We start from the raw sequence: 18,658 nt of genomic DNA, 5'->3' as shown, positions 1-18,658 counted from the left end.
AGTTATTTTTCAAAAGATCTTACGTATTAAAAAATAATTTCATATCTGACTGGGGGATAACTCATCACCCACACGTCTTATCCATAAATCAAATGATAATACTTAGCATTAGTATTAGATTGTATTTATGGAAAGGGGTCAGGAATGAGCAGCAAACGAAACACCATTATTCAGACAAAACCCTGTCATCTGGCTATTGTAATTGCTCTGACATTGCTGGCAACGGCACCTGTCCAGGCACAGAATTTCAATATCCATGAGGAACTGACCAACGCAAAGGAGGTTAGAACCTGGCAATTCAATATCCCTGCTCAACCCCTGCCTCAAGCACTTGCTGACTTATCAGCTGTAACAGGGCTGCAAGTGCTTTATACCGAAGAAACGACCTTTGACCACGCAGCACCGGCACTGATTGGCAACTACTCACTACACGATGCCCTGCAACAATTACTTGCAGGTAGCGGTTTGATGCTACGCATTACTGGAGAGAACTCAGTGACGCTGCAAAAAACTGGCAGTCTGAACAGCGGAGTAATGACACTGGGGCTGATTTCAGTTGAAGGTTACATCGATGATGGCTTTGCTAACCCCTATACCGATGAGCAGAAACGACTCAACACACTGCGCCCTGATCTCATTCTGGGGGGTGATCAAATGCAACGCTTTCCAGATGAGCACATAGGTAAAGCGCTGGATCGTTTACCTGGTTTGTTTTCCACATCCCCCTCAGAAAAACAGGAAGTGCGAGTGCGTGGCCTGGATAAACAGTTTTCGCGTGTTGAGGTAGATGGCGTCACGATACCCGGTGCGGGACGCTGGCGAAACCTCTCCGTCGGCACCGTCGCCAGCAGCCTGGTTGAAGAGGTACGCGTCATCCGCAATCCAACGGCAGATATCGAGCATGACGGAATTGGCGGCAGGGTCTCAGTAAAGTATCGCCGTATTCCTCAGGAATTCACCGGTAGTACTGAAGTGTTGGGTGGTGGAATCAGAGAGACAAGCAATGACATGCTTGCAGGCCGGGCAAGCATCTGGGCTGGTGGCCCGATGAGTGAAAATTTTGGCCTGCTGGGTGGACTGAATATTAATAACTCGCCCTCTAATCGTCAGCATATTGCAGAACAAACGAATGCGGATGGCAGCTTTAGGGAAAGCTTTAACCGAATCGATCGAAAAGACGTCACGCGCATCAATACATTCCTGAAAATGGGTTGGGAACTGGATCAAGGTTACTTTGAGTTTGAACCGCAGCTTTTCACCGAAACAGTCAGTCAGAGCGATGTCCGCAAGACCCAAACTCCAGCTCACAATGGTAGCGACGACAATCGATTCAGAACAGAGGAATCTGAAAGCATTACCGGCGGAGCCAACCTTCGCTTGGAACAACAATTAAGCGAACACTGGCATTTGGATAGCCGACTATCCTGGTTTCTGAGTGATCAGGATAAAACCATGGATGAGATCCGCCTGCGCTACAGAGGTGGCGCACTTCATGGAACCCCTACTGTCTCGAATACTTCTGAATCACTGACAGATGAGCTGTTGGAGTTACGCACAGCACTGGCTTATGACTGGTCAGCAACACATCTCGGAAAATTTGAATTAGGGCTACAGGCACGACGTAACGAGCGCGATGGCAGAAAATCATCTATTGAAAATGGTGTGGTCCAAAACCCGAGTAGTGGTGACATTTATAACCTGCAGGAAAATTACCTGGCTGGTTGGGCGCGCCAGCAATTTAAATTCCTTGATGAAACGCTACGTGTTGAACCGGGTGTACGTATTGAAGATTACCGATTAAATGCCTTGAGTAACGATGGACAAGGCGGTAATAACACGCAAAGCAGTCATCACCTGCATATTGGCCCAAGCCTTCATACGGCTTGGCGTATAAGCCCTCAAATGACACTACAAGGTGCCATATCACGAACACTAAACCGACCACAACTGGACCAGATAACGCCCTCCCGAGAACAAAAAGGACAGGAAATTGTTGTAGGCAACCCAGATTTGAACCCTGCTACCGCCATAAATTCAGACCTGGGTTTAGTCTGGTCGACACCCGATTTATTCCTTGCAGCCACTATTTTCCATAAAAAAATTGACGACTTAATCGTCAATAGTCTCACAGGTGAACAGGAAGGTAGTCGGAATATTGTGCAACCCATCAACATTGAGAGTGGCACTTTACGCGGGCTCGAACTGGAACAGCGCTACCATCTCGGCGCAACCGGCATCAGGCAGTTTGATGGCCTGACCATCTGGAGCAATCAGACATTGTTTGATGGCAAGATGCGTCTGGCAAGCGGACGCCATGTACCTTTCTTCGGTGAGCCCGATTATCTGCTGGCGGCGGGAATTGACTGGATCAGTCCCAGTTCGAATCTGCAGATGTCATTGGCCATTAACCATAACGGCAAACGGACCGAAGAAGATGAGTTTTCACGCAAACGTTTCGACAAGCTGACAACCGTAGACTTGACCGCTGCTTATGCAATCAACCGAGATATCCGCCTTCGCTTCGAAGCTAGCAACCTGTTCAATGAACAAGAGAGCGGTCCTAAATCTTTCTTTAACGCAAACCATGAGCTGACACATGTAGAACATCGCACCGTCAGCATTCCACAAACCTTGTGGCTTGGCTTTGATATGAAGTTTTAATACCTCGCCTTCTTTGGAAGAGGGGTATTTTCTTGCCCAACAGGGCGTTTTCTGATGACAACACTAATGAGTGAGTAACTATGCAAACCCTAATCAAAACTGAACATGAACGTGTAATTAATGATTTTAATCTGCTGGCTAAAGACACCCAGCAGGTATTAAGAGAGTTTATTGAGGGTGCGCAAGTGCTCGAAATTGTCAGCGCCGATGCGCATGGTGTGACTGAAGTCAGCACCAATTATCTGCGTGGCGACAAGGTCTTTGATGTGATTTATGACGAAACGACACGCAAACTGCTCGGTGGTTCTGATCCAGCGGTATTTGAAAAGGTCATTGCGGTACTGCCAGAGTCAGGACGTCAGGCTGTCGCAGAAAAAACCCAGTCCCCACAGCGTATCCGTAAAATCAAAATCAAACATGATGATAAGGATCATCGTGAATATGTGCATCTGCATACCATTGATTCAGATGGAAATATAAATAGTTTCAAAATGGAACTGGACGGTAGCAAAAAACGTTAAGTTGCACAGCCAGCTCTGTCATTTTCGGCCTGTGCGGGAATGACAGAGCTGAAAATGAACCATTCAAGTACCGATTAAAGAGTGTCTATCATGACTGATCTTTGCACCGATCCTGCCAGCTATGCCCGCCTTGAGGTACGTGACCTGCTTCAAACGGCCACAGATACTCTGGCAGCGACAGGCCAAGGCATTTATCGTTTGGATCCCACCGGTGCCATTGCCCTTAAGGGATGGGATGGCATGGATGTGCAGGCCCTGGGTCCTGCCCTTAATGCTGGCTTCATCGCCGTGGTCGGCGACCGTGACGGTTACCGTATTGTCCTGGCTGACATCGACTATTCACCATTGGACGAACTCTCACAACCATCCGGAGTTGAATGCAAGGCTGTTTATGCCGGTAACGACTGGATATTGGCTGGAGGCAAACAGGGTCTTTACCGTCACAATGGTAAGCGCTGGCAACGCTGCTGGCCCACAGATGATGGACACCCGACCGCCTACGTGATCGGTATCTCGCGTGATCGTGACGGTACACTGCATGCACGCATGAAAAAGCATGGACCTGGAGGGCTTCCCGCCGTCATCAGCTCCAAGGATGAGGGGTTGAGCTGGCAATTGACCTGGCAGCGCGAGTACCACGACTGGGTGCTTGCCGTAGACGGCACACGCGCCATTACCCGCTGGTACGGTCTCATTGATCAGGATCTACCCAAATCAACACCACAAGTTCGCGCTATCGGTGCAGCGGCAGTGGATGCTGAAGGCGGTATAGCCTTGGTGATAGGTAACCGACTGGAATGGCAGCCCCCCCTTAACGCCGTATCTGAATGTACCACGCGTGCACTGGTACACCCCTTACTGGGAGATGCTACCCATCTGCTACTCTTACCCGACGGTCACAGTGCCGTGGTCGCGGGTGAGCAAGGAGCCTATCGGGTGGATCTGCTCAAGGGTCGTCTGGATGATTGTTTGGCTGGAATTGCGGCACAACCTGGAGCATCCAAGCTCAAGCACCTCTGGTCGCTGGGATCATCTGTCTTGGCTACAGCATCCTATGGAACCTTTCGCAGTCTCAATGATGGTGAGACATGGCAGGCTGTCAGGTCTGAATGGGCTCAACTTGATGTAGAAGCGCACGTCATGGTCGACGAGCATACCCACTATCTGATTTGTCAGCGCGGCCTCGCTTACAGCAATAATGGTGGTGCAAGCTGGCAGCTTATTGATCTGATAACGGAACATCACCATTACCACGAGCTGTTCACTGGATGCCGCTGGGGTGACCAGTTGCTATTGGGCACCAAGCGCGGCTGCTTTGTGGCACCTTTGGCAACGGGCACGCCTGCGCGTTATCTGACGGCACTCGGCATGGATGCCATTAACGCTTTAGCGGTCGATAACAAGCAAGCCTGGGCAATTGATAGCAAGGGCCGCGTATTTATATTCAACCCGACAGCCGATACTGCACACCAGGTAGCTTGCCTGGATGAACCCTGTGAGTTCCTCGCCTGTTGTGATGCCGCGATGCTGGCAGTAGGTGAAAATAGCCTCTATCGAATCGAAGCGGATGGCAGCGTCAAACACCTTGCACCTCCCGGGCCAGGTGAATTGGCAGCCATCGATCTGAACGACGGGCGCATTCTACTCTGGAACACCAGCAGCGCCTGGATTGGCAGTCCCGAAGCAGGTTGGCATTCGGTGACAGACTGGCCTAAAAGTGCGCGGCCCATCAAGCATGCCACACTTCTTAATGATGGCCGTGTAGTCGCTACTGACCGTGATCAGCTCTACATTGCAGCAGGTTGCACCCATGTATAGCAATATGCATCACTCATTAGCGTCTTTTGAACGCCCAAGGGTCAATTGTGTTCTGGCGGTACCAGCAGGCGTTTTCCTGGCCACTGAAATCGGATTATTTCAGTTGATAAATGGCCAGTTAAACGCCATTTCCCCGTGGGATCAGCAGCCCGTTCACTTGGTCGCTGTCTCTCCTCAAGGCTACCTGCTGTTGCTTGAAACCGCGAGCGGTCAAAAGCTCTATCTTTGTAATGCTCAATGGCAGGTGGAAGCAGAACTGCCATGTCCCCCGGGAGAGAAAATCCAGTGTTTACACAGCCAGACCCAATGTGTGCTGGCTGGCACTCAACGGGGAATATTCCGTTTGCTTCTCAATACCGATAACCGACCCAAGGCCGATTCATGGCAATGCCTGTTCAAGGACACTGGTGGTTGGGGTGAAGTCTTGTGGATTCATAGTGACCATCCTGAGCAGATACAGGCCTCAATTAAAAAGCTGTCTCCCGATGCAAAACCGGCATTACTGGAAACCCGCGATGATGGTACCAGTTGGAAAGTGGCTGCGTCGGTTGACTATCAGGATCTTGTGCTGGCGGTTAATGATCAATTCTGGATATCCCGCTGGAAAGGACGGTGTCAGCGCCATTTTACAGGTGGTTACAAAAAACACCCCCTAACGGCCGCCTGGTTATCAACTAAAGACTGGGCACTGCTAGAGGGTAACACACTGGAGTATCAGCAAGACGGACAGGCCACCCTGTCATTTACCCATCCCCTGCTCGCCGAGGCGAAATGGCTCTATCCCTTACCTCAGGAAAGTGCCTTTCTGGTCGCCGGTATGCAAGGCGCTTTTCTGGTAGAACCAGCCAAGGGGGCTGTATCAGACCTGTTTGCAGACATGATACTTCCTGATGGCCTGGGCGAGCTCAGGCAAGTGTTTGAGCTGGATGATGGTGTACGTCTGGCCGTTGCCAGCTTCGGCACCTTTCGCTCTGAAGACAGCGGTATTACCTGGAAACCTGCCGACGCGGAATGGTCAGTACTGAATGCCAAACACCTTATTCGCAGTGATGATGGGCGCTGGTGGTTAAGTTGCCGAAGCGCCCTGTTCGTGAGTGATGATAACGGCCAAAGTTGGCGTTGTGTCAAACTCAAACTGGAACAGATGCCCCACTATGCTGAGCTATGCGGCGGATTAGCCATTATCGACGAGCATCTTTTTATTGGCAGTAAAACGGGTGTATTAGCAACTCATCTGAATAACCCAAAATACCTCAGCAGAGTTGACGCTTTCGGCAGGCAGGCTATTAGAACGCTTTCGACGAGTCCAGACAGCAGACAATTGCTGGTAAATGATGAAAAGCAAACGGAAAAAACATCATGAATACCATCGATCAATTACATGCTTTTCGCCGTCCTGAAGTGAAGGCTGTGGTACACAAAGGAGAGGATATCTGGCTTGGCACAAGTAACGGCCTCTACCATTTGCATCATCATGTGTTAAACGTCTGTGGCGACTGGCACGGACATCGGATCAGCGCTTTGGCCGCCTCCGAATCAGGCTTGGTCGTGAGTGCCAGCTACGCCAAGGAAACGCTATTAGCCGTCACTGACAAACAAGGTAATCTGATACAGCGATTGCCCAGTCTCGGTCAGGATAACGCAAAGTCGTTACTCGTCGCGAAGGGTCAGATTCTGGCAGGTGGAAAACGCGGTATCTATCAGCTTGAAGGGGACAAATGGCAACGCTTACCCGATACCCAGGGTGCCGAGGTGATTGGCCTGACCCTAAGGGATGAAAACTATCTGGCATTTTGCAAAAAACAAGGTGTGAACGCCCATGCAGGTTTGCTGGTGTCTCATGATGCTGGAGCACATTGGCAATTAGAAATAGAAACGGGCTACCACGATGCCATTATTCAGGCACAGGATGGTCGCTATCTGACCCGTTGGCGAGGGCCTTGGCGCATCGGCTCTTCCATTCGTTATCAAAAACGTCCCTTCAGTGCGGCCTGCCAAGGCGATAATGTTAACGCCTGGATCACTGGGAATATTTTAGCCTGTGAGTTCAGCGATTCGAAATATGATCCACTGGAACTTAAAGATCCAAGGTTTGCCGAGGCGGAACATCTACTGTTACTCGCCAAGGGTTTTGCTCTGGTGGCGGGAATCAATGGTGCATTTCTAGTCAATCTTGGCAATGGTCAGGTACAGGATCTGTTTGCTGAACACGCGATTCCTGATGAAGCCGCCAGGGTTAAGCAACTCTGGAGCCTCGAAGAAGGCCGGACACTGGCAACCACAAGTTTTGGTACCTTCTTTTCTGATGATGGCGGTACTCACTGGAAAGTATCCAGTTCCGAATGGGCAGTGTTGGATGCTGAAGGGCTAACCATGTCACCTGAAGGAGCCTGGTACATGGCCACGCAACGAGGGCTGTTCAGCTCCTGGGACAACGGAGAGTCCTGGTCTCAGGTGAAGTTCACCACAACACCACATTTTGCAGAGCTTACCGCAATTGCTTTTATTGGAAACCGCCTGGCACTGGGCTCAAAATCCGGACTCTTCCTGTCGGATGCAGATCAACCCAAGCAACTCAGATGGATCAGTTGTGTGGGCAATACAACCGTGAAGGGATTGTTAGCCAAGGATAACAGTCTCTGGGTTGGTACTGAGGATGGACGATTGCTGGAGGTGAATGCTGAAACCGAGACCGGCATTATGCGCGCGGTATTTCAACACCCTTGCCGCCCCCTCGCTGCTGCAGGCTCTGTAGTGACCCTGCTGAGCGCAAAACAGCTATTTCGGGTGAGTCCAAAAGAGGTACAGGCTGTCAAACTCCCTGATACTGTACACGAGATACAGGATGCAGCCTGTACAGACCTGGGCCTGGTCGCCTGGAATAAACACCATGGCTGGGTACTCAATGCAGCAACGGATATGACCTGGCTGCCCATCAAGCACTGGATTACAGGTGTAAAAAGTATCAGCTCAAGCACACCCAGATTGCTGACTGACCGTATCAAAATCGGAGCCTGGTCATAATGGCAGAGGTCGATACAAGGACTCTGCCCCGTCCAGGCATCGGCACCTACTTTATTGGTAGTCACTGGAGGCTACTGCTCGTAGAAATGATGCGGGTCCTGCTGAATTTGCGCTGGATACTGATAGGTTTTCTGAGCCTCGCAGCCTTGGGGGCCGCGTTGGCACCTGCATTTGCCTGGCTCAGTAAAACCACAGTACAACGGATAGAACTCGGCGAAATTGACCCATTCGCTTTGCTTCCTGAGTTTATGCCCATTTTTCTGGCCATTATTCTGGGTCTTGTGCTGGCAGATTTTGGTGAGTCAATTCTCAGCAAGTTGCTGGAAACACGGTTGATTATTGTCATGCAACGTAGCTATCTGGAAAGACATCAGCAGGGTAATGTTTCCCAGGATGTTGCGCACATGTTGTTCGGCAGTGATGTGGCCAAAAAAGGATTTCAGGTGATCTATAAAGATATCTGGACCATCATCACCGTCACAACCTCGGTACTGCTATGGCAATTATCACTGGGTGCGCAATGGGTACCCTTTCTGATATTCAGTATGTTTCCAACCATCTACTTCGTCTGGTATTTCGGACACCGGATTAGTCATACCAGTTTACATATTCTGGATACCCAATCCAGTATTGCTGAAACCACTGTAAGAAGGGATCAATCGTCACTCTACGGACATCAGGAACGCTATTATCTAGCCGTATTACGACTACATATTTTGAAATGGCTGGCAGAGAATGCAAGTGATCTGGTTTTGTGGGCATCGTTTGGATTACTGGCTTTGCTTGCAATGTGGTTTGGACTGGGTCCATCTCTACGAGATATCTCTCTGGCTGAATTAACGGCCCTGGCAATCAACCTGAAATTATTGTCCAAGCCACTGGGCAATGTAGGTCGGGTATACACGCGCTGGCAGGAGGCCTACCCTGCTCTGATGCGTTCACTGCTTCCACAAATGCAGCAGGAAAAGAAATCAAAATGAATCAAAAAGCCTACTGTAGCTGTCATAATCTAACTCATCAGGATTTTCAAACGGCTTGTATGGCTGGAGCAGATAATATCAGGCAGTGTTTTCAATACCTTAACTGTAAACCAAAATGCGCTGAATGCATTCCATGGGTGAAAACAATCCTGCAAGACAAAGCTGACCCAAGTCGCTTGATGAATATTCCTGCCGTCGATTAAGGGCTATACGAGGTGATTGCGTTTTGTATGGTATACATCTGGATTAAAGCATGAGATTACTCCGCTACGTTTACTCACGGCTGAGTGAAGACCTGTTGTTATTAGCACTGGTGTTCGGCTTTGTATTGTTTGCACTCTTCACACCACTGCAATGGCATCAACTCTATGAACTGGTCAACTGGCATACCATTGCTATTCTGGGCGGGTTAATGGTGCTCAGTCGAGGCTTGGAGGACAGTGGTGCACTGGTACAGTCCGGCTATTGGCTACTCGCTCGTACTCACTCAGAACGTGCTCTTGCGCTGGCGCTGGTACTCTTTGCCGCACTGCTCTCGGCAGTTATTACCAACGATGTTGCCCTGTTCATCGTGGTGCCACTCACCATCAGTTTGTCAAAACTGGCTGACCTCCCGATCGGCAGGCTGGTTATTTTTCAGGCGCTGGCAGTCAATGCAGGCTCAGCTGTCAGCCCGATTGGCAACCCACAAAACCTCTATCTCTGGCAAAGATCGGGCGATAGCTTTATCTCTTTCATCTGGCAAATGCTACCCATCTCTGCCTGGATGCTGACTGCTTTGTTATTGATAACCACTCTGGCTTTCTCTGGTCGCCAGATTGATATTCACACCCTGGCTGCCGCCAGCCCTACCAAGCGAAAACTCTTTTGGGTATCGCTGTTATGCTTTCCGATATTTCTTCTGCTGCTGGAATGGGGATTCATCAGCCTGGCAGTCACGGGTGTTTTGCTTCTCTACTTGTTCTGCTGGCGGCGTGTACTGCAGGGAGTCGACTGGCTCATTCTGATCATTTTTGTGCTGATGTTCGTTAATCTTGGCTTGCTCGCTCAACTGCCGTTTATGATTCAGGCAACCGACAAGTTATTGGCTCTTCCGGGAGGCGAAATCACCGGGGCTATACTCTTATCACAGATCATTTCCAATGTACCTGCCACCATTTTTCTGGCTGAATTTTCACAACATTGGTATGGGCTGGCCTGGGGAGCCAATGTTGGCGGTTTTGGGCTGGCGATTGGTTCTTTGGCTAACCTGATTGCGCTGCGTTTAGGCAAACAACCAGGCTTATGGCTACCCTTCCATGCATGGTCCATCGCCATGCTGCTGATTAGCTTGTTGGGTACTTTTTTGTTAATGCGGTTTATATCATGAAATGTAACGGGGTAAGCATAACCCTGGTTTATTCTACCAGGGTCATAGCGTTAAACCCTATTCACTAAGAACTCTGGAGGACGCGTAGTGCTCGTTTACGCTTCCAGCGAAGGAGCAGCGGTGACAGCAGCGCCAGCAGAATCAGTCCCATAATCAGCAACGAAAAGGGTCGGTCGAAATAGTAGCCCAGCAGGTTACCTTTGGACATCACCAACGACTGTCGGAATCCAAGCTCAGCCATAGCGCCCAGTATCATCGCGAGCACTATAGCAGCGGTTGAGAAGCCGGTTTTTCTCATCAGGTATCCCAACAGCCCAAAGGCAGTCATCACATACACATCAAACATACTGTTGTTGATGGTATAAGAACCCACGACTGACAAAACGACAATGATCGGTGCAAGTATGGCAAAGGGCACCGAAGCAACTTTCACCACCTGCTTTGCCAATGCCAAACCGACAATTCCCATCAACATATTCGCCAGCAATAGCCCGACAATAATGGCATACACGATGTGCGCATTGACGGTAAACAGCTCATGTCCGGGCTGTAAACCATGAATATAGAGCCCCCCGAGCATCACGGCTGTAGCCGCACTTCCAGGAATACCCAGGGTCAGTAACGGAATCATCGCACCGCCAGTCACGGCATTATTGGAGGTTTCAGCCGCGGCCAGACCTTCTATTTCACCCTTACCAAAATCATCTGGATTTTTAGCGTTCCGTTTCGCTTCATTGTACGCCACCCAGGAAGCCACATCGCCTCCCGCACCGGGCAAGCAGCCGACCAACACGCCAATAATGGATGATCGTGAAATCGTACCACGGAGCTTGCGCCATTCGGCTCGACTGGGAAACAGGCTCCCTTCCAGTTTGGGGACATCACTGCTGTGCAGTTTGGCATTATGCAGTTTCTCTGCCTGAATCATGACCTGTGATATGGAAAACAGGCCTATCATGGCAGGAATGAGTGAAATCCCATTCTCAAGTTCTGCGACACCAAAGGTAAAGCGTGGGTAGGCTGTCATAACATCAACACCGACCAAACTGATTAACAGACCTAACAGCCCTGCAGACAGACCTTTCGCCATCGCACCACTGGATAGACTACCGATGATAGTCAAACCAAATACCGCGATCAGGAAATATTCAGGGGCACTGAAACGTAACGAAATCTGAGCCAAGGGTGGGGCCAGGAGCAACAGTGCAACCACACTGACCATCCCCCCAATCACTGAGCAGAGCGTCGATGTCCCCAGTGCTTTAAGTCCCTGCCCCCTGAGGGTCATTTGATAACCGTCCATCGCCGTAGCCGCCGAAGCCGGTGTACCCGGTGTATGAATCAGAATCGCCGTAATGGAACCACCATACACAGCGGCGGCATAAATGGCGGACAATAAAACCAATGCCGCAACAGGTTGCATTCCAAACGTGACCGGAATCAGCAAAGCAATCCCCATTGTGGCACTCAATCCCGGCAAGGCGCCGAGAAAAATACCACCCAGCACGCCCACACATAGCATCAGCAACACGTCTGGTGAGGCCAACTGAGCAAACACGGACAATAATAAAGCAGTATCAATAGTCATGATCCATCCTCCTTATAACAACAGCCCTGTCGGCAACGAAATACGCAACTGCCAGACAAAAAGCATATAAATAAAGCTGTTCATGATGATGAGCACCAACAGCATTTGGAGGTAAGAGGAAACGCCAAAGTAGCGCATGAAAAAGACGGCCGCGAGCGTACTGGATACAAAAAATCCCAGCACATCGATCAGTATCACGTAAACACACAAGGCGACAAACGTTACGATAGGCCCGCGTACCTGCTTAAAAACACGCTCTTGTGCAACGCCTTGTTTTTTAGCTGTCCAGGTTTTTGAAATCCCATTGACCAGTATATAGGCCGAAAACGCCATCAACGTGGCCAGGATCAGTTTAGGAAAGACCGCAGGATCAGAAGGCATCTGAACCGAGAGGCTATAAAATACAGCTGAGAACATCAGCATAATGGCCCCGATTACGAGGTCCAGGTGTATCGCTTTCATAAGGCACCTGTTTATTGTTAGAAGTAGGCCTGAAAGAAACGCTGCCGCGGTGTACTTCTACACCACGGCCTATAGGCATCACCAACCGAGCAAATCACTCAGAGAGCGCACTCCCTGCTCTTCCTCTTCCAGCATCGCGCGATAATCCTCGCCAGTGCGGATATCGACTTTAAGACCCATTTCAGCCATTTTGGCTAAATGCTCCGGATCCTGCATGCCAGCAATAAAAGCCGCCTCCAGACGCGCCAAAGAATCAGGATCGATACCTTTGGGAGCGGCGATACCACGAGCGGACCAAGAGATCACTCCTGGATAGCCCAATTCATCCAGAGTGGGCACATCCGGGATAAATTCAGACCGCTCAGGTGCCATTATGGCGATGATCTTTAGATCACCACTGCGATGCGCCATATTGGTATCACCTACATTGGAAAAATTCACATCCACATGTCCACCCTGAATCGCCGCACGCTGCTCAGCCGTTCCGGTCGTATGTACCGGCACAAAACGGGTGTCATAGTGATGGTTCATTTTCAACATGGCTATATGGTCATCACCATTAGCGCCGGTGGTTGAAGCTGTCAGCGTATTGGACTGAGCATATGCAACCAGCTCATCAATATTACTGTAGCGGGTCTCATTTTTATTGATGGAAATGACACCATAATCTGTCACGTGGTTAGCGATCAGATCAAAGTCATCCAGGTTTACATTGCGTCGATACTGAGGGTCCATATACCCGGTAATCAGGTTAGGGGTATTAATATATCCCAGGGTATAACCATTATTGGATGCATTCAGCAGTTGAGTCCAGCCCACCCAACCACCGCCACCAGGGCGGTTAATAATATTGAGTGGAACCCCCAGTTCACGCTCCACTGCAGGGAATAAAATACGTGCACCAACATCGGTATTACCCCCGGCACCAAAGGCAATAATGGTAGAGATAGGGCGGTCCGGATAGTTATCAGCAGAGACAGATGCTGTTAACATCAAAGGCAGTGAGATACAGGCAAGCATGCCAACTGTTTTTATAATTTTCATCGTGGTTTCCTCATCTGTACTGTGAAAAACAGTACTGTTTTTATCATTATTTGAGTACACCCTGGGCCAGGGCGTTTGTTCTAGGCTAAGTTCAACTGCTTCAGAGTGTCCCTCAAGCCGAGCAAATCGACTGTGTTCGCTCCCTGTTGAATTTCTTCCCGATACATTTCTTCGGTATGTTCCCTAGATTGGGTGGCTTGTAACACAGTAGACAGGTCCTGTTTTGGCACCACCACCACACCATCTTCATCACCAAACAGATAATCGCCGGGATGAATCACGGTATCACCCATACAAAGGGGCACATTGACCTTGCCTGGCTGTTTTTTTGCAGTCCCCTTAATGCTGATACCCCGGCAGAATACCGGAAAGCCCAAGGACTTAATGGTGTGAGCATCCCTCACCGCACCATTAATAACCAGTCCAGCCACCCCCTTTACCATCGCCTGCTCCGTGAGAATATCTCCCCAAGGGCCAGCTTCGATAAAGCCTTTTGCATCGACCACCAGCACATCTCCCGGCTGAATATGCAGTAAGGCATAGTGCAACATCAGATTGTCACCTGGACGGATATCGACGGTGAATGCAGGCCCAAACACCTGCATGGTATGACTGAGTGGCTTAATACCACTGTCGAGTGCACCAGTGGCTCCTTGTGCTTCATAGATAGAGGCACTGCCAAACTGGCTGAGTTGTAAACAGAGATTCTTATTTATCATTTTTATACTCCTGAGTTGACCTCTGCTTCACTATCATCTATTGATTATCTTTAATCAATCAGCGAATAACGCAGATAAGTTCACTAAAAATGAATCTAAGACAGATACGCTATTTTTGTGAAGTGGTGGATGCCGGTGGTGGCAGTGCCGCCGCAAAACGTCTTTTCGTGGCACCAACAGCCATCAGTACACAGATCGCCTTACTGGAACAGAATCTGGGCGGTGAGCTGTTCGACCGTTCAACCCGACCGATGCAACTGACATCTCTTGGAAAATTTTTCTATCCCCGGGCAAAGGAATTACTGGCACAATCTTCTCGCCTGGAAGAAGAATCCAGACAAGTTGCCAGTGGTAGCGGCGGATGGCTGGGGGTAGGCTTTATTCGCTCTGCTCTATTTTCATTACTCCCGGGAGTCATCAAACGCTACAGAATTCAACATCCAGAAGTACACCTGGATCTCGTTGAAGCCCTCTCCGAGTATCAGGAAGAGGGACTAAGACAGCATCGAATAGATATCGGTATTTCCCGGTTCATCGGCCAGTTTGAACGTCACGCTGACATGCAGTATGACATCATCATTAACGACCCCTTTATGGCAGCCCTACCCATCGATCATCCACTTGCCCAGCATGAGAGCTTCTCTCTGGAGAACTTTACGCAACTGCCTTTTATCCTCTACCCCAAAGATCCCCGGAGCCCTTTCGGGCATAAAATTCTGTCTCACCTCGAAGAGAAAGATATACGTCCACTGGTGTCTCATGAAGCCATCGAAATTCATACTGCCTTGGCATTGGTCGGTGCAGGACTGGGTGGCACATTGGTCAGTGCTTCAATTACACCCAACAATCGTCGGGATGTAGTTTTCTTACCTGTCGAAGATATTGAGATCAGTACCACTCTGGTTGCCGTAACCCGTAAAGGTGACACCAATCCCTTACTGGAAAAATTTATCAGCGTGCTCAGGTATGAGGCGAAAGAGGCTTGCTCCAACCTATAGGACTCTAAAATTAAAACAATTCTATAGGATTCAACCCTTCCATATAGTGTTTCGGTTTAATGATTCCAGATATCAACGTAGGTGGTTGTCGACCATAAAGAAAAAAGCCAGCAAAAATGCTGGCTTTAAAATTGAATACCCTTTACTCCACCGTAACAGATTTCGCCAGATTCCTTGGCTGATCGACATCGGTACCCTTCAGTACAGCGACATGGTACGACAGCAGCTGCAACGGCAAGGTATAGGCCAGGGGTTCGAGCAGCGGGTGTACTGCTGGGAGTGTCAGGGTCGATACGCCTTCTTCATCGCGGATACTCTGTCCACAGCCGGTGAAGACGAACAGTTCTCCGCCTCGGGCACGCACTTCCTGCAGGTTGGATTTAAGCTTGTCCAGCATGTCATTGTTCGGTGCCACGGCTATGACCGGCATGTCCTTGTCGACCAGCGCCAAGGGGCCGTGCTTCAGCTCACCTGCGGGATAAGCTTCTGCATGGATGTAGGAGATCTCCTTGAGCTTAAGGGCACCTTCCATCGCGACCGGGTAAAGGCTGCCACGGCCAAGGAACAGTGCGTGGTGCTTTTCGGCAAAGGCTTCAGCCATTTTTGCGACTGGATCATTAAGCTCCAGCAGTGACTCGATCAGTTCCGGCAAGGCCTGTAGGGCACCGACCAGCTGTTGTTCAGTCTCGGTGGAGAGTCCTTTGCGACGACCCAGTATCAGGGTCGTCATCAGCAATGCGACCAGCTGGGAGGTGAACGCCTTAGTGGACGCGACACCAATTTCAGGTCCGGCATTGGTCATCAGGGCCAGATCTGATTCACGGACCAGTGAGCTACCAGGCACATTACAGATTGCCAGACTGGCAAGTACCCGTTGCTTCACTTCACGCAGGGCTGCCAGGGTATCCGCGGTTTCACCAGACTGAGACAGGGTAATCAGCAGGGTATCATCAGACAGTACCACATCACGGTAGCGGAACTCGCTGGCTACTTCGACATTGCAGGGGATGCCGACCAGTGATTCAATCCAGTAGCGTGCGATCATTCCGGCATGATAGCTGGTACCACAGGCCACAATCTGTACCCGGTTGGTCTGATCAAATACCGCCGCCGCGTTCACACCCCAGGCCTGCTCCAGCAGATGTCCGTTGCTGATACGCCCTTCCAGTACGCGTTGCATCACCTCTGGCTGCTCAAAAATCTCTTTCAGCATGAAGTGTTTGAAGTGGCCCTTGTCGGCGGCAGCCTGTCCATGTTCAAACTGGGTAACCGGACGCTGTACCAGGCTTCCCTGACGATCAAAAATCTGGATCTGATTCAGGGTCAGACAGGCGATATCGCCCTCTTCCATGAACATGAAGCGGTCGGTGACCGGTAACAGTGCCAATTGATCCGATGCGATGAAGTTTTCACCTATACCAACCCCCACCACCAGAGGACTGCCTTTGCGCGCAGCCAGCAACTGCTCCGGGAAATCAGCATGAACAACACCCAGGGCAAAAGCGCCCTCAAGACGTGCTACGGATTGACGCAATGCATCCGTCAGGCTGACGCCGCTTTTCAGCGTGTGATCCAGTAAGTGAGCCACCACTTCGGTATCGGTATCGGAATCGAAACGATAGCCTTCTGTCTTGAGCATTTCGCGTAAGGGTTCATAGTTTTCAATAATGCCGTTGTGTACCACGGCCAGGCGCGCGCCAGACATATGCGGATGTGCGTTAGCTTCTGTTGGTTTGCCATGTGTAGCCCAACGTGTATGGGCAATACCGGTGGTACCTGTCTGGGGCTGTTCGGCCAGCAGATCGGCCAAAGCCTGTACTTTACCGGCGCGTCTCAGGCGCTTGATGTCACCCTGATCACATAGCGCCATTCCGGCAGAGTCATAACCGCGGTATTCCAGACGTCTGAGACCTTCGAGAAGTATTTCTGCGACCGGACGGGTGGCGACAGCGCCGACGATTCCACACATCTGCTAAATTCCTTATGGTTTGCTGTTAATTCGAACGTTTCCAGTGGCTGATCAGTTGCTGACGGGCTCGACCGACAGCCAACTGTCCATCCGGAGTGTCTTTGGTGATGGTTGATCCGGCTGCAACCGTGGCATCATTGCCTACACGCACCGGTGCAACCAGGGCGGTGTTGGAGCCAATAAAGGCACGATCACCGATCACCGTTTCATATTTGTTCTGGCCATCATAGTTACAGGTGATGGTCCCTGCACCGATATTACTCTGCTCACCGATCTGTGCATCACCAATATAACTGAGGTGATTAACCTTGCTCCCCTGAGCGATGCGCGCTTTTTTGGTTTCAACAAAGTTACCAATTTTGCACTCGGCTGCCAGTTCAGTACCGGGGCGTAGGCGTGCAAAAGGCCCGACCACAGACTGCTCTCCGACTACCGCACCATCCAGTAAAGAATGGGCTTCAATGCGAGCACCTGCGGCAATTCGGCTGTTACGAATGACACAGTGAGGGCCAATACTGACCCCTTCTGCTATCTCGACATCACCTTCAAAGATACAGTTGATATCGATGACGACATCCTGACCCACACGGAGATGACCACGGATATCGATACGTGCAGGGTCCATCAACGTCACGCCAGCCGCCATCAGGGTTTCAGCCTGTTGCTGCTGATGCCAGCGCTCCAGTTCAGCCAGTTGCTGACGGTTGTTCACGCCCTGCACTTCCTGCTCGGTCTGTGGCTGGATGGCACTGATACGCACACCTTCACTGGCGGCCATAGCGATGATGTCGGTCAGATAATACTCACCCTGGGCATTTTCTGCAGAGAGCTGAGGTAACCAGCGACGTAACAATACTGCGGGCACGGCCATAATACCGGTATTCACTTCCGCAATGGCACGCTGCTCTTCCGTTGCATCCTTATGCTCGACAATGGCGACCACATCGCGGACCGGGTTGCGCACAATCCGGCCATAACCGGTTGGATCGCTCAGCTCAACGGTCAGCAATCCCAAATGCCCCTGCTGGGCCTGATGCAGCAATTCAATCAGGGTACTGGCCTGAATCAGGGGAACATCACCATAGAGAATCAAGACCAGGCTGTCGGCCTGACAGGCAGGCAGCGCCTGAGCTACCGCATGACCTGTGCCCAGTTGTTGTGCCTGTAATGCCTGGCTGACAGGCTGATCCGCGAGCAGTTGCTGTACACGTTCAGCACCATGGCCTATGACAACATGCAGGTTGGCTTCTGACAGTTGACTGGCGGTATCGATGACATGCTGCAGCATGGGTTTTCCAGCCAGCGGATGCATTACCTTCGGCAATACAGACTTCATTCGACTTCCCTGACCTGCCGCCAGAATGACCACATCGGTTTGCATGCTAACTTCCTACGTGTCCTGAAAAGAGGGATAAGGGCCTATTTTACACCCTGGCGGGCCTAAACATCCATGATGGATCTGTAACCTCACCGCTCCTGCGCATTTGTAGTGGTCAAGTAAAACT

General features: G+C 50.5%; 14 protein-coding genes. 8 read left to right on the top strand and 6 right to left on the bottom strand.

The features are described 5' to 3' along the window. Nucleotides 1-144: 144 nt before the first annotated feature. The 7 genes from ADINL_RS13405 to ADINL_RS13375 all read left to right on the top strand — a co-directional run bounded on the left by ADINL_RS13405 (nucleotide 145) and on the right by ADINL_RS13375 (nucleotide 10,373). On the top strand, nucleotides 145-2,661 hold the full coding sequence (locus ADINL_RS13405; RefSeq protein WP_036549117.1) for a TonB-dependent receptor: 2,517 nt from the start codon (nucleotides 145-147) through the stop codon (nucleotides 2,659-2,661). Nucleotides 2,662-2,741: 80 nt separating this feature from the next. Continuing rightward, nucleotides 2,742-3,182 (top strand): hypothetical protein, encoded by a 441-nt coding sequence (locus tag ADINL_RS13400; protein WP_036549114.1) that lies wholly within the window; start codon nucleotides 2,742-2,744, stop codon nucleotides 3,180-3,182. A 90-nt stretch (nucleotides 3,183-3,272) separates the two neighbouring features. Next, nucleotides 3,273-5,000, top strand: a complete 1,728-nt coding sequence (locus ADINL_RS13395) for a beta propeller repeat protein (protein ID WP_036549111.1) — start codon at nucleotides 3,273-3,275, stop codon at nucleotides 4,998-5,000. Continuing rightward, nucleotides 4,993-6,363, top strand: coding sequence for a WD40/YVTN/BNR-like repeat-containing protein (locus ADINL_RS13390; RefSeq protein WP_036549108.1), 1,371 nt, complete (start codon nucleotides 4,993-4,995; stop codon nucleotides 6,361-6,363). Before ADINL_RS13395 ends, ADINL_RS13390 begins: the two co-directional genes overlap by 8 nt. Beyond that, nucleotides 6,360-8,024 carry a WD40/YVTN/BNR-like repeat-containing protein gene (locus ADINL_RS13385; protein WP_036549105.1) on the top strand — a complete coding sequence of 555 codons (1,665 nt, stop codon included), beginning with the start codon at nucleotides 6,360-6,362 and terminating at the stop codon, nucleotides 8,022-8,024. The genes ADINL_RS13390 and ADINL_RS13385 overlap by 4 nt, the downstream gene beginning before the upstream one ends. After that, nucleotides 8,024-9,004: a 6TM ABC transporter family protein gene (locus tag ADINL_RS13380; protein ID WP_152547688.1), complete on the top strand. Its 981-nt coding sequence runs from the start codon at nucleotides 8,024-8,026 to the stop codon at nucleotides 9,002-9,004. Before ADINL_RS13385 ends, ADINL_RS13380 begins: the two co-directional genes overlap by 1 nt. Before the next feature lie 253 nt (nucleotides 9,005-9,257). After that, nucleotides 9,258-10,373 (top strand): SLC13 family permease, encoded by a 1,116-nt coding sequence (locus ADINL_RS13375; protein WP_036549101.1) that lies wholly within the window; start codon nucleotides 9,258-9,260, stop codon nucleotides 10,371-10,373. Nucleotides 10,374-10,437: 64 nt separating this feature from the next. Here the strand turns inward: ADINL_RS13375 and ADINL_RS13370 are convergent, their stop codons facing one another. The 4 genes from ADINL_RS13370 to ADINL_RS13355 form a co-directional block, all read right to left on the bottom strand. Then, nucleotides 10,438-11,961 (bottom strand): tripartite tricarboxylate transporter permease, encoded by a 1,524-nt coding sequence (locus ADINL_RS13370; protein WP_084154531.1) that lies wholly within the window; start codon nucleotides 11,959-11,961, stop codon nucleotides 10,438-10,440. A 12-nt stretch (nucleotides 11,962-11,973) separates the two neighbouring features. Continuing rightward, nucleotides 11,974-12,423 carry a tripartite tricarboxylate transporter TctB family protein gene (locus ADINL_RS16075; protein WP_051632830.1) on the bottom strand — a complete coding sequence of 150 codons (450 nt, stop codon included), beginning with the start codon at nucleotides 12,421-12,423 and terminating at the stop codon, nucleotides 11,974-11,976. A 78-nt stretch (nucleotides 12,424-12,501) separates the two neighbouring features. Further along, the gene (locus ADINL_RS13360; RefSeq protein WP_036549099.1) at nucleotides 12,502-13,467 is read right to left on the bottom strand and encodes a tripartite tricarboxylate transporter substrate binding protein; all 966 of its coding nucleotides are present in this window, start codon (nucleotides 13,465-13,467) and stop codon (nucleotides 12,502-12,504) included. An 80-nt stretch (nucleotides 13,468-13,547) separates the two neighbouring features. Next, nucleotides 13,548-14,186, bottom strand: a complete 639-nt coding sequence (locus ADINL_RS13355; RefSeq protein WP_036549098.1) for a 4-carboxy-4-hydroxy-2-oxoadipate aldolase/oxaloacetate decarboxylase — start codon at nucleotides 14,184-14,186, stop codon at nucleotides 13,548-13,550. Between the two features lie 89 nt (nucleotides 14,187-14,275). Between ADINL_RS13355 and ADINL_RS13350 the strand changes: the two genes are divergently transcribed. Beyond that, nucleotides 14,276-15,184, top strand: coding sequence for a LysR family transcriptional regulator (locus tag ADINL_RS13350; protein WP_036549096.1), 909 nt, complete (start codon nucleotides 14,276-14,278; stop codon nucleotides 15,182-15,184). A 142-nt stretch (nucleotides 15,185-15,326) separates the two neighbouring features. Here ADINL_RS13350 and glmS read toward each other — a convergent pair whose 3' ends face one another. Further along, nucleotides 15,327-17,153: a glutamine--fructose-6-phosphate transaminase (isomerizing) gene (glmS, locus tag ADINL_RS13345; protein WP_036549093.1), complete on the bottom strand. Its 1,827-nt coding sequence runs from the start codon at nucleotides 17,151-17,153 to the stop codon at nucleotides 15,327-15,329. Between the two features lie 25 nt (nucleotides 17,154-17,178). Continuing rightward, on the bottom strand, nucleotides 17,179-18,534 hold the full coding sequence (gene glmU / locus ADINL_RS13340) for a bifunctional UDP-N-acetylglucosamine diphosphorylase/glucosamine-1-phosphate N-acetyltransferase GlmU (RefSeq protein ID WP_036549090.1): 1,356 nt from the start codon (nucleotides 18,532-18,534) through the stop codon (nucleotides 17,179-17,181). Nucleotides 18,535-18,658 lie beyond the last annotated feature (124 nt).

It is taken from the genome of Nitrincola lacisaponensis, from assembly GCF_000691225.1.
Taxonomy (GTDB): Bacteria; Pseudomonadota; Gammaproteobacteria; order Pseudomonadales; family Balneatricaceae; genus Nitrincola; species Nitrincola lacisaponensis.
The sequence above is the reverse complement of the archived record's forward strand: the minus strand, read 5'-3'. Positions and strand labels throughout refer to the sequence as shown.

What these genes read in the sequence shown, in the direction of transcription:
- ADINL_RS13405 (WP_036549117.1), top strand. Translation starts at nt 145, where the DNA reads ATGAGCAGCAAACGAAACACCATTATTCAGACAAAACCCTGTCATCTG.
- ADINL_RS13400 (WP_036549114.1), top strand. Translation starts at nt 2,742, where the DNA reads ATGCAAACCCTAATCAAAACTGAACATGAACGTGTAATTAATGATTTT.
- ADINL_RS13395 (WP_036549111.1), top strand. Translation starts at nt 3,273, where the DNA reads ATGACTGATCTTTGCACCGATCCTGCCAGCTATGCCCGCCTTGAGGTA.
- ADINL_RS13390 (WP_036549108.1), top strand. Translation starts at nt 4,993, where the DNA reads ATGTATAGCAATATGCATCACTCATTAGCGTCTTTTGAACGCCCAAGG.
- ADINL_RS13385 (WP_036549105.1), top strand. Translation starts at nt 6,360, where the DNA reads ATGAATACCATCGATCAATTACATGCTTTTCGCCGTCCTGAAGTGAAG.
- ADINL_RS13380 (WP_152547688.1), top strand. Translation starts at nt 8,024, where the DNA reads ATGGCAGAGGTCGATACAAGGACTCTGCCCCGTCCAGGCATCGGCACC.
- ADINL_RS13375 (WP_036549101.1), top strand. Translation starts at nt 9,258, where the DNA reads ATGAGATTACTCCGCTACGTTTACTCACGGCTGAGTGAAGACCTGTTG.
- ADINL_RS13370 (WP_084154531.1), bottom strand. Translation starts at nt 11,961, where the DNA reads ATGACTATTGATACTGCTTTATTATTGTCCGTGTTTGCTCAGTTGGCC.
- ADINL_RS16075 (WP_051632830.1), bottom strand. Translation starts at nt 12,423, where the DNA reads ATGAAAGCGATACACCTGGACCTCGTAATCGGGGCCATTATGCTGATG.
- ADINL_RS13360 (WP_036549099.1), bottom strand. Translation starts at nt 13,467, where the DNA reads ATGAAAATTATAAAAACAGTTGGCATGCTTGCCTGTATCTCACTGCCT.
- ADINL_RS13355 (WP_036549098.1), bottom strand. Translation starts at nt 14,186, where the DNA reads ATGATAAATAAGAATCTCTGTTTACAACTCAGCCAGTTTGGCAGTGCC.
- ADINL_RS13350 (WP_036549096.1), top strand. Translation starts at nt 14,276, where the DNA reads ATGAATCTAAGACAGATACGCTATTTTTGTGAAGTGGTGGATGCCGGT.
- glmS (WP_036549093.1), bottom strand. Translation starts at nt 17,153, where the DNA reads ATGTGTGGAATCGTCGGCGCTGTCGCCACCCGTCCGGTCGCAGAAATA.
- glmU (WP_036549090.1), bottom strand. Translation starts at nt 18,534, where the DNA reads ATGCAAACCGATGTGGTCATTCTGGCGGCAGGTCAGGGAAGTCGAATG.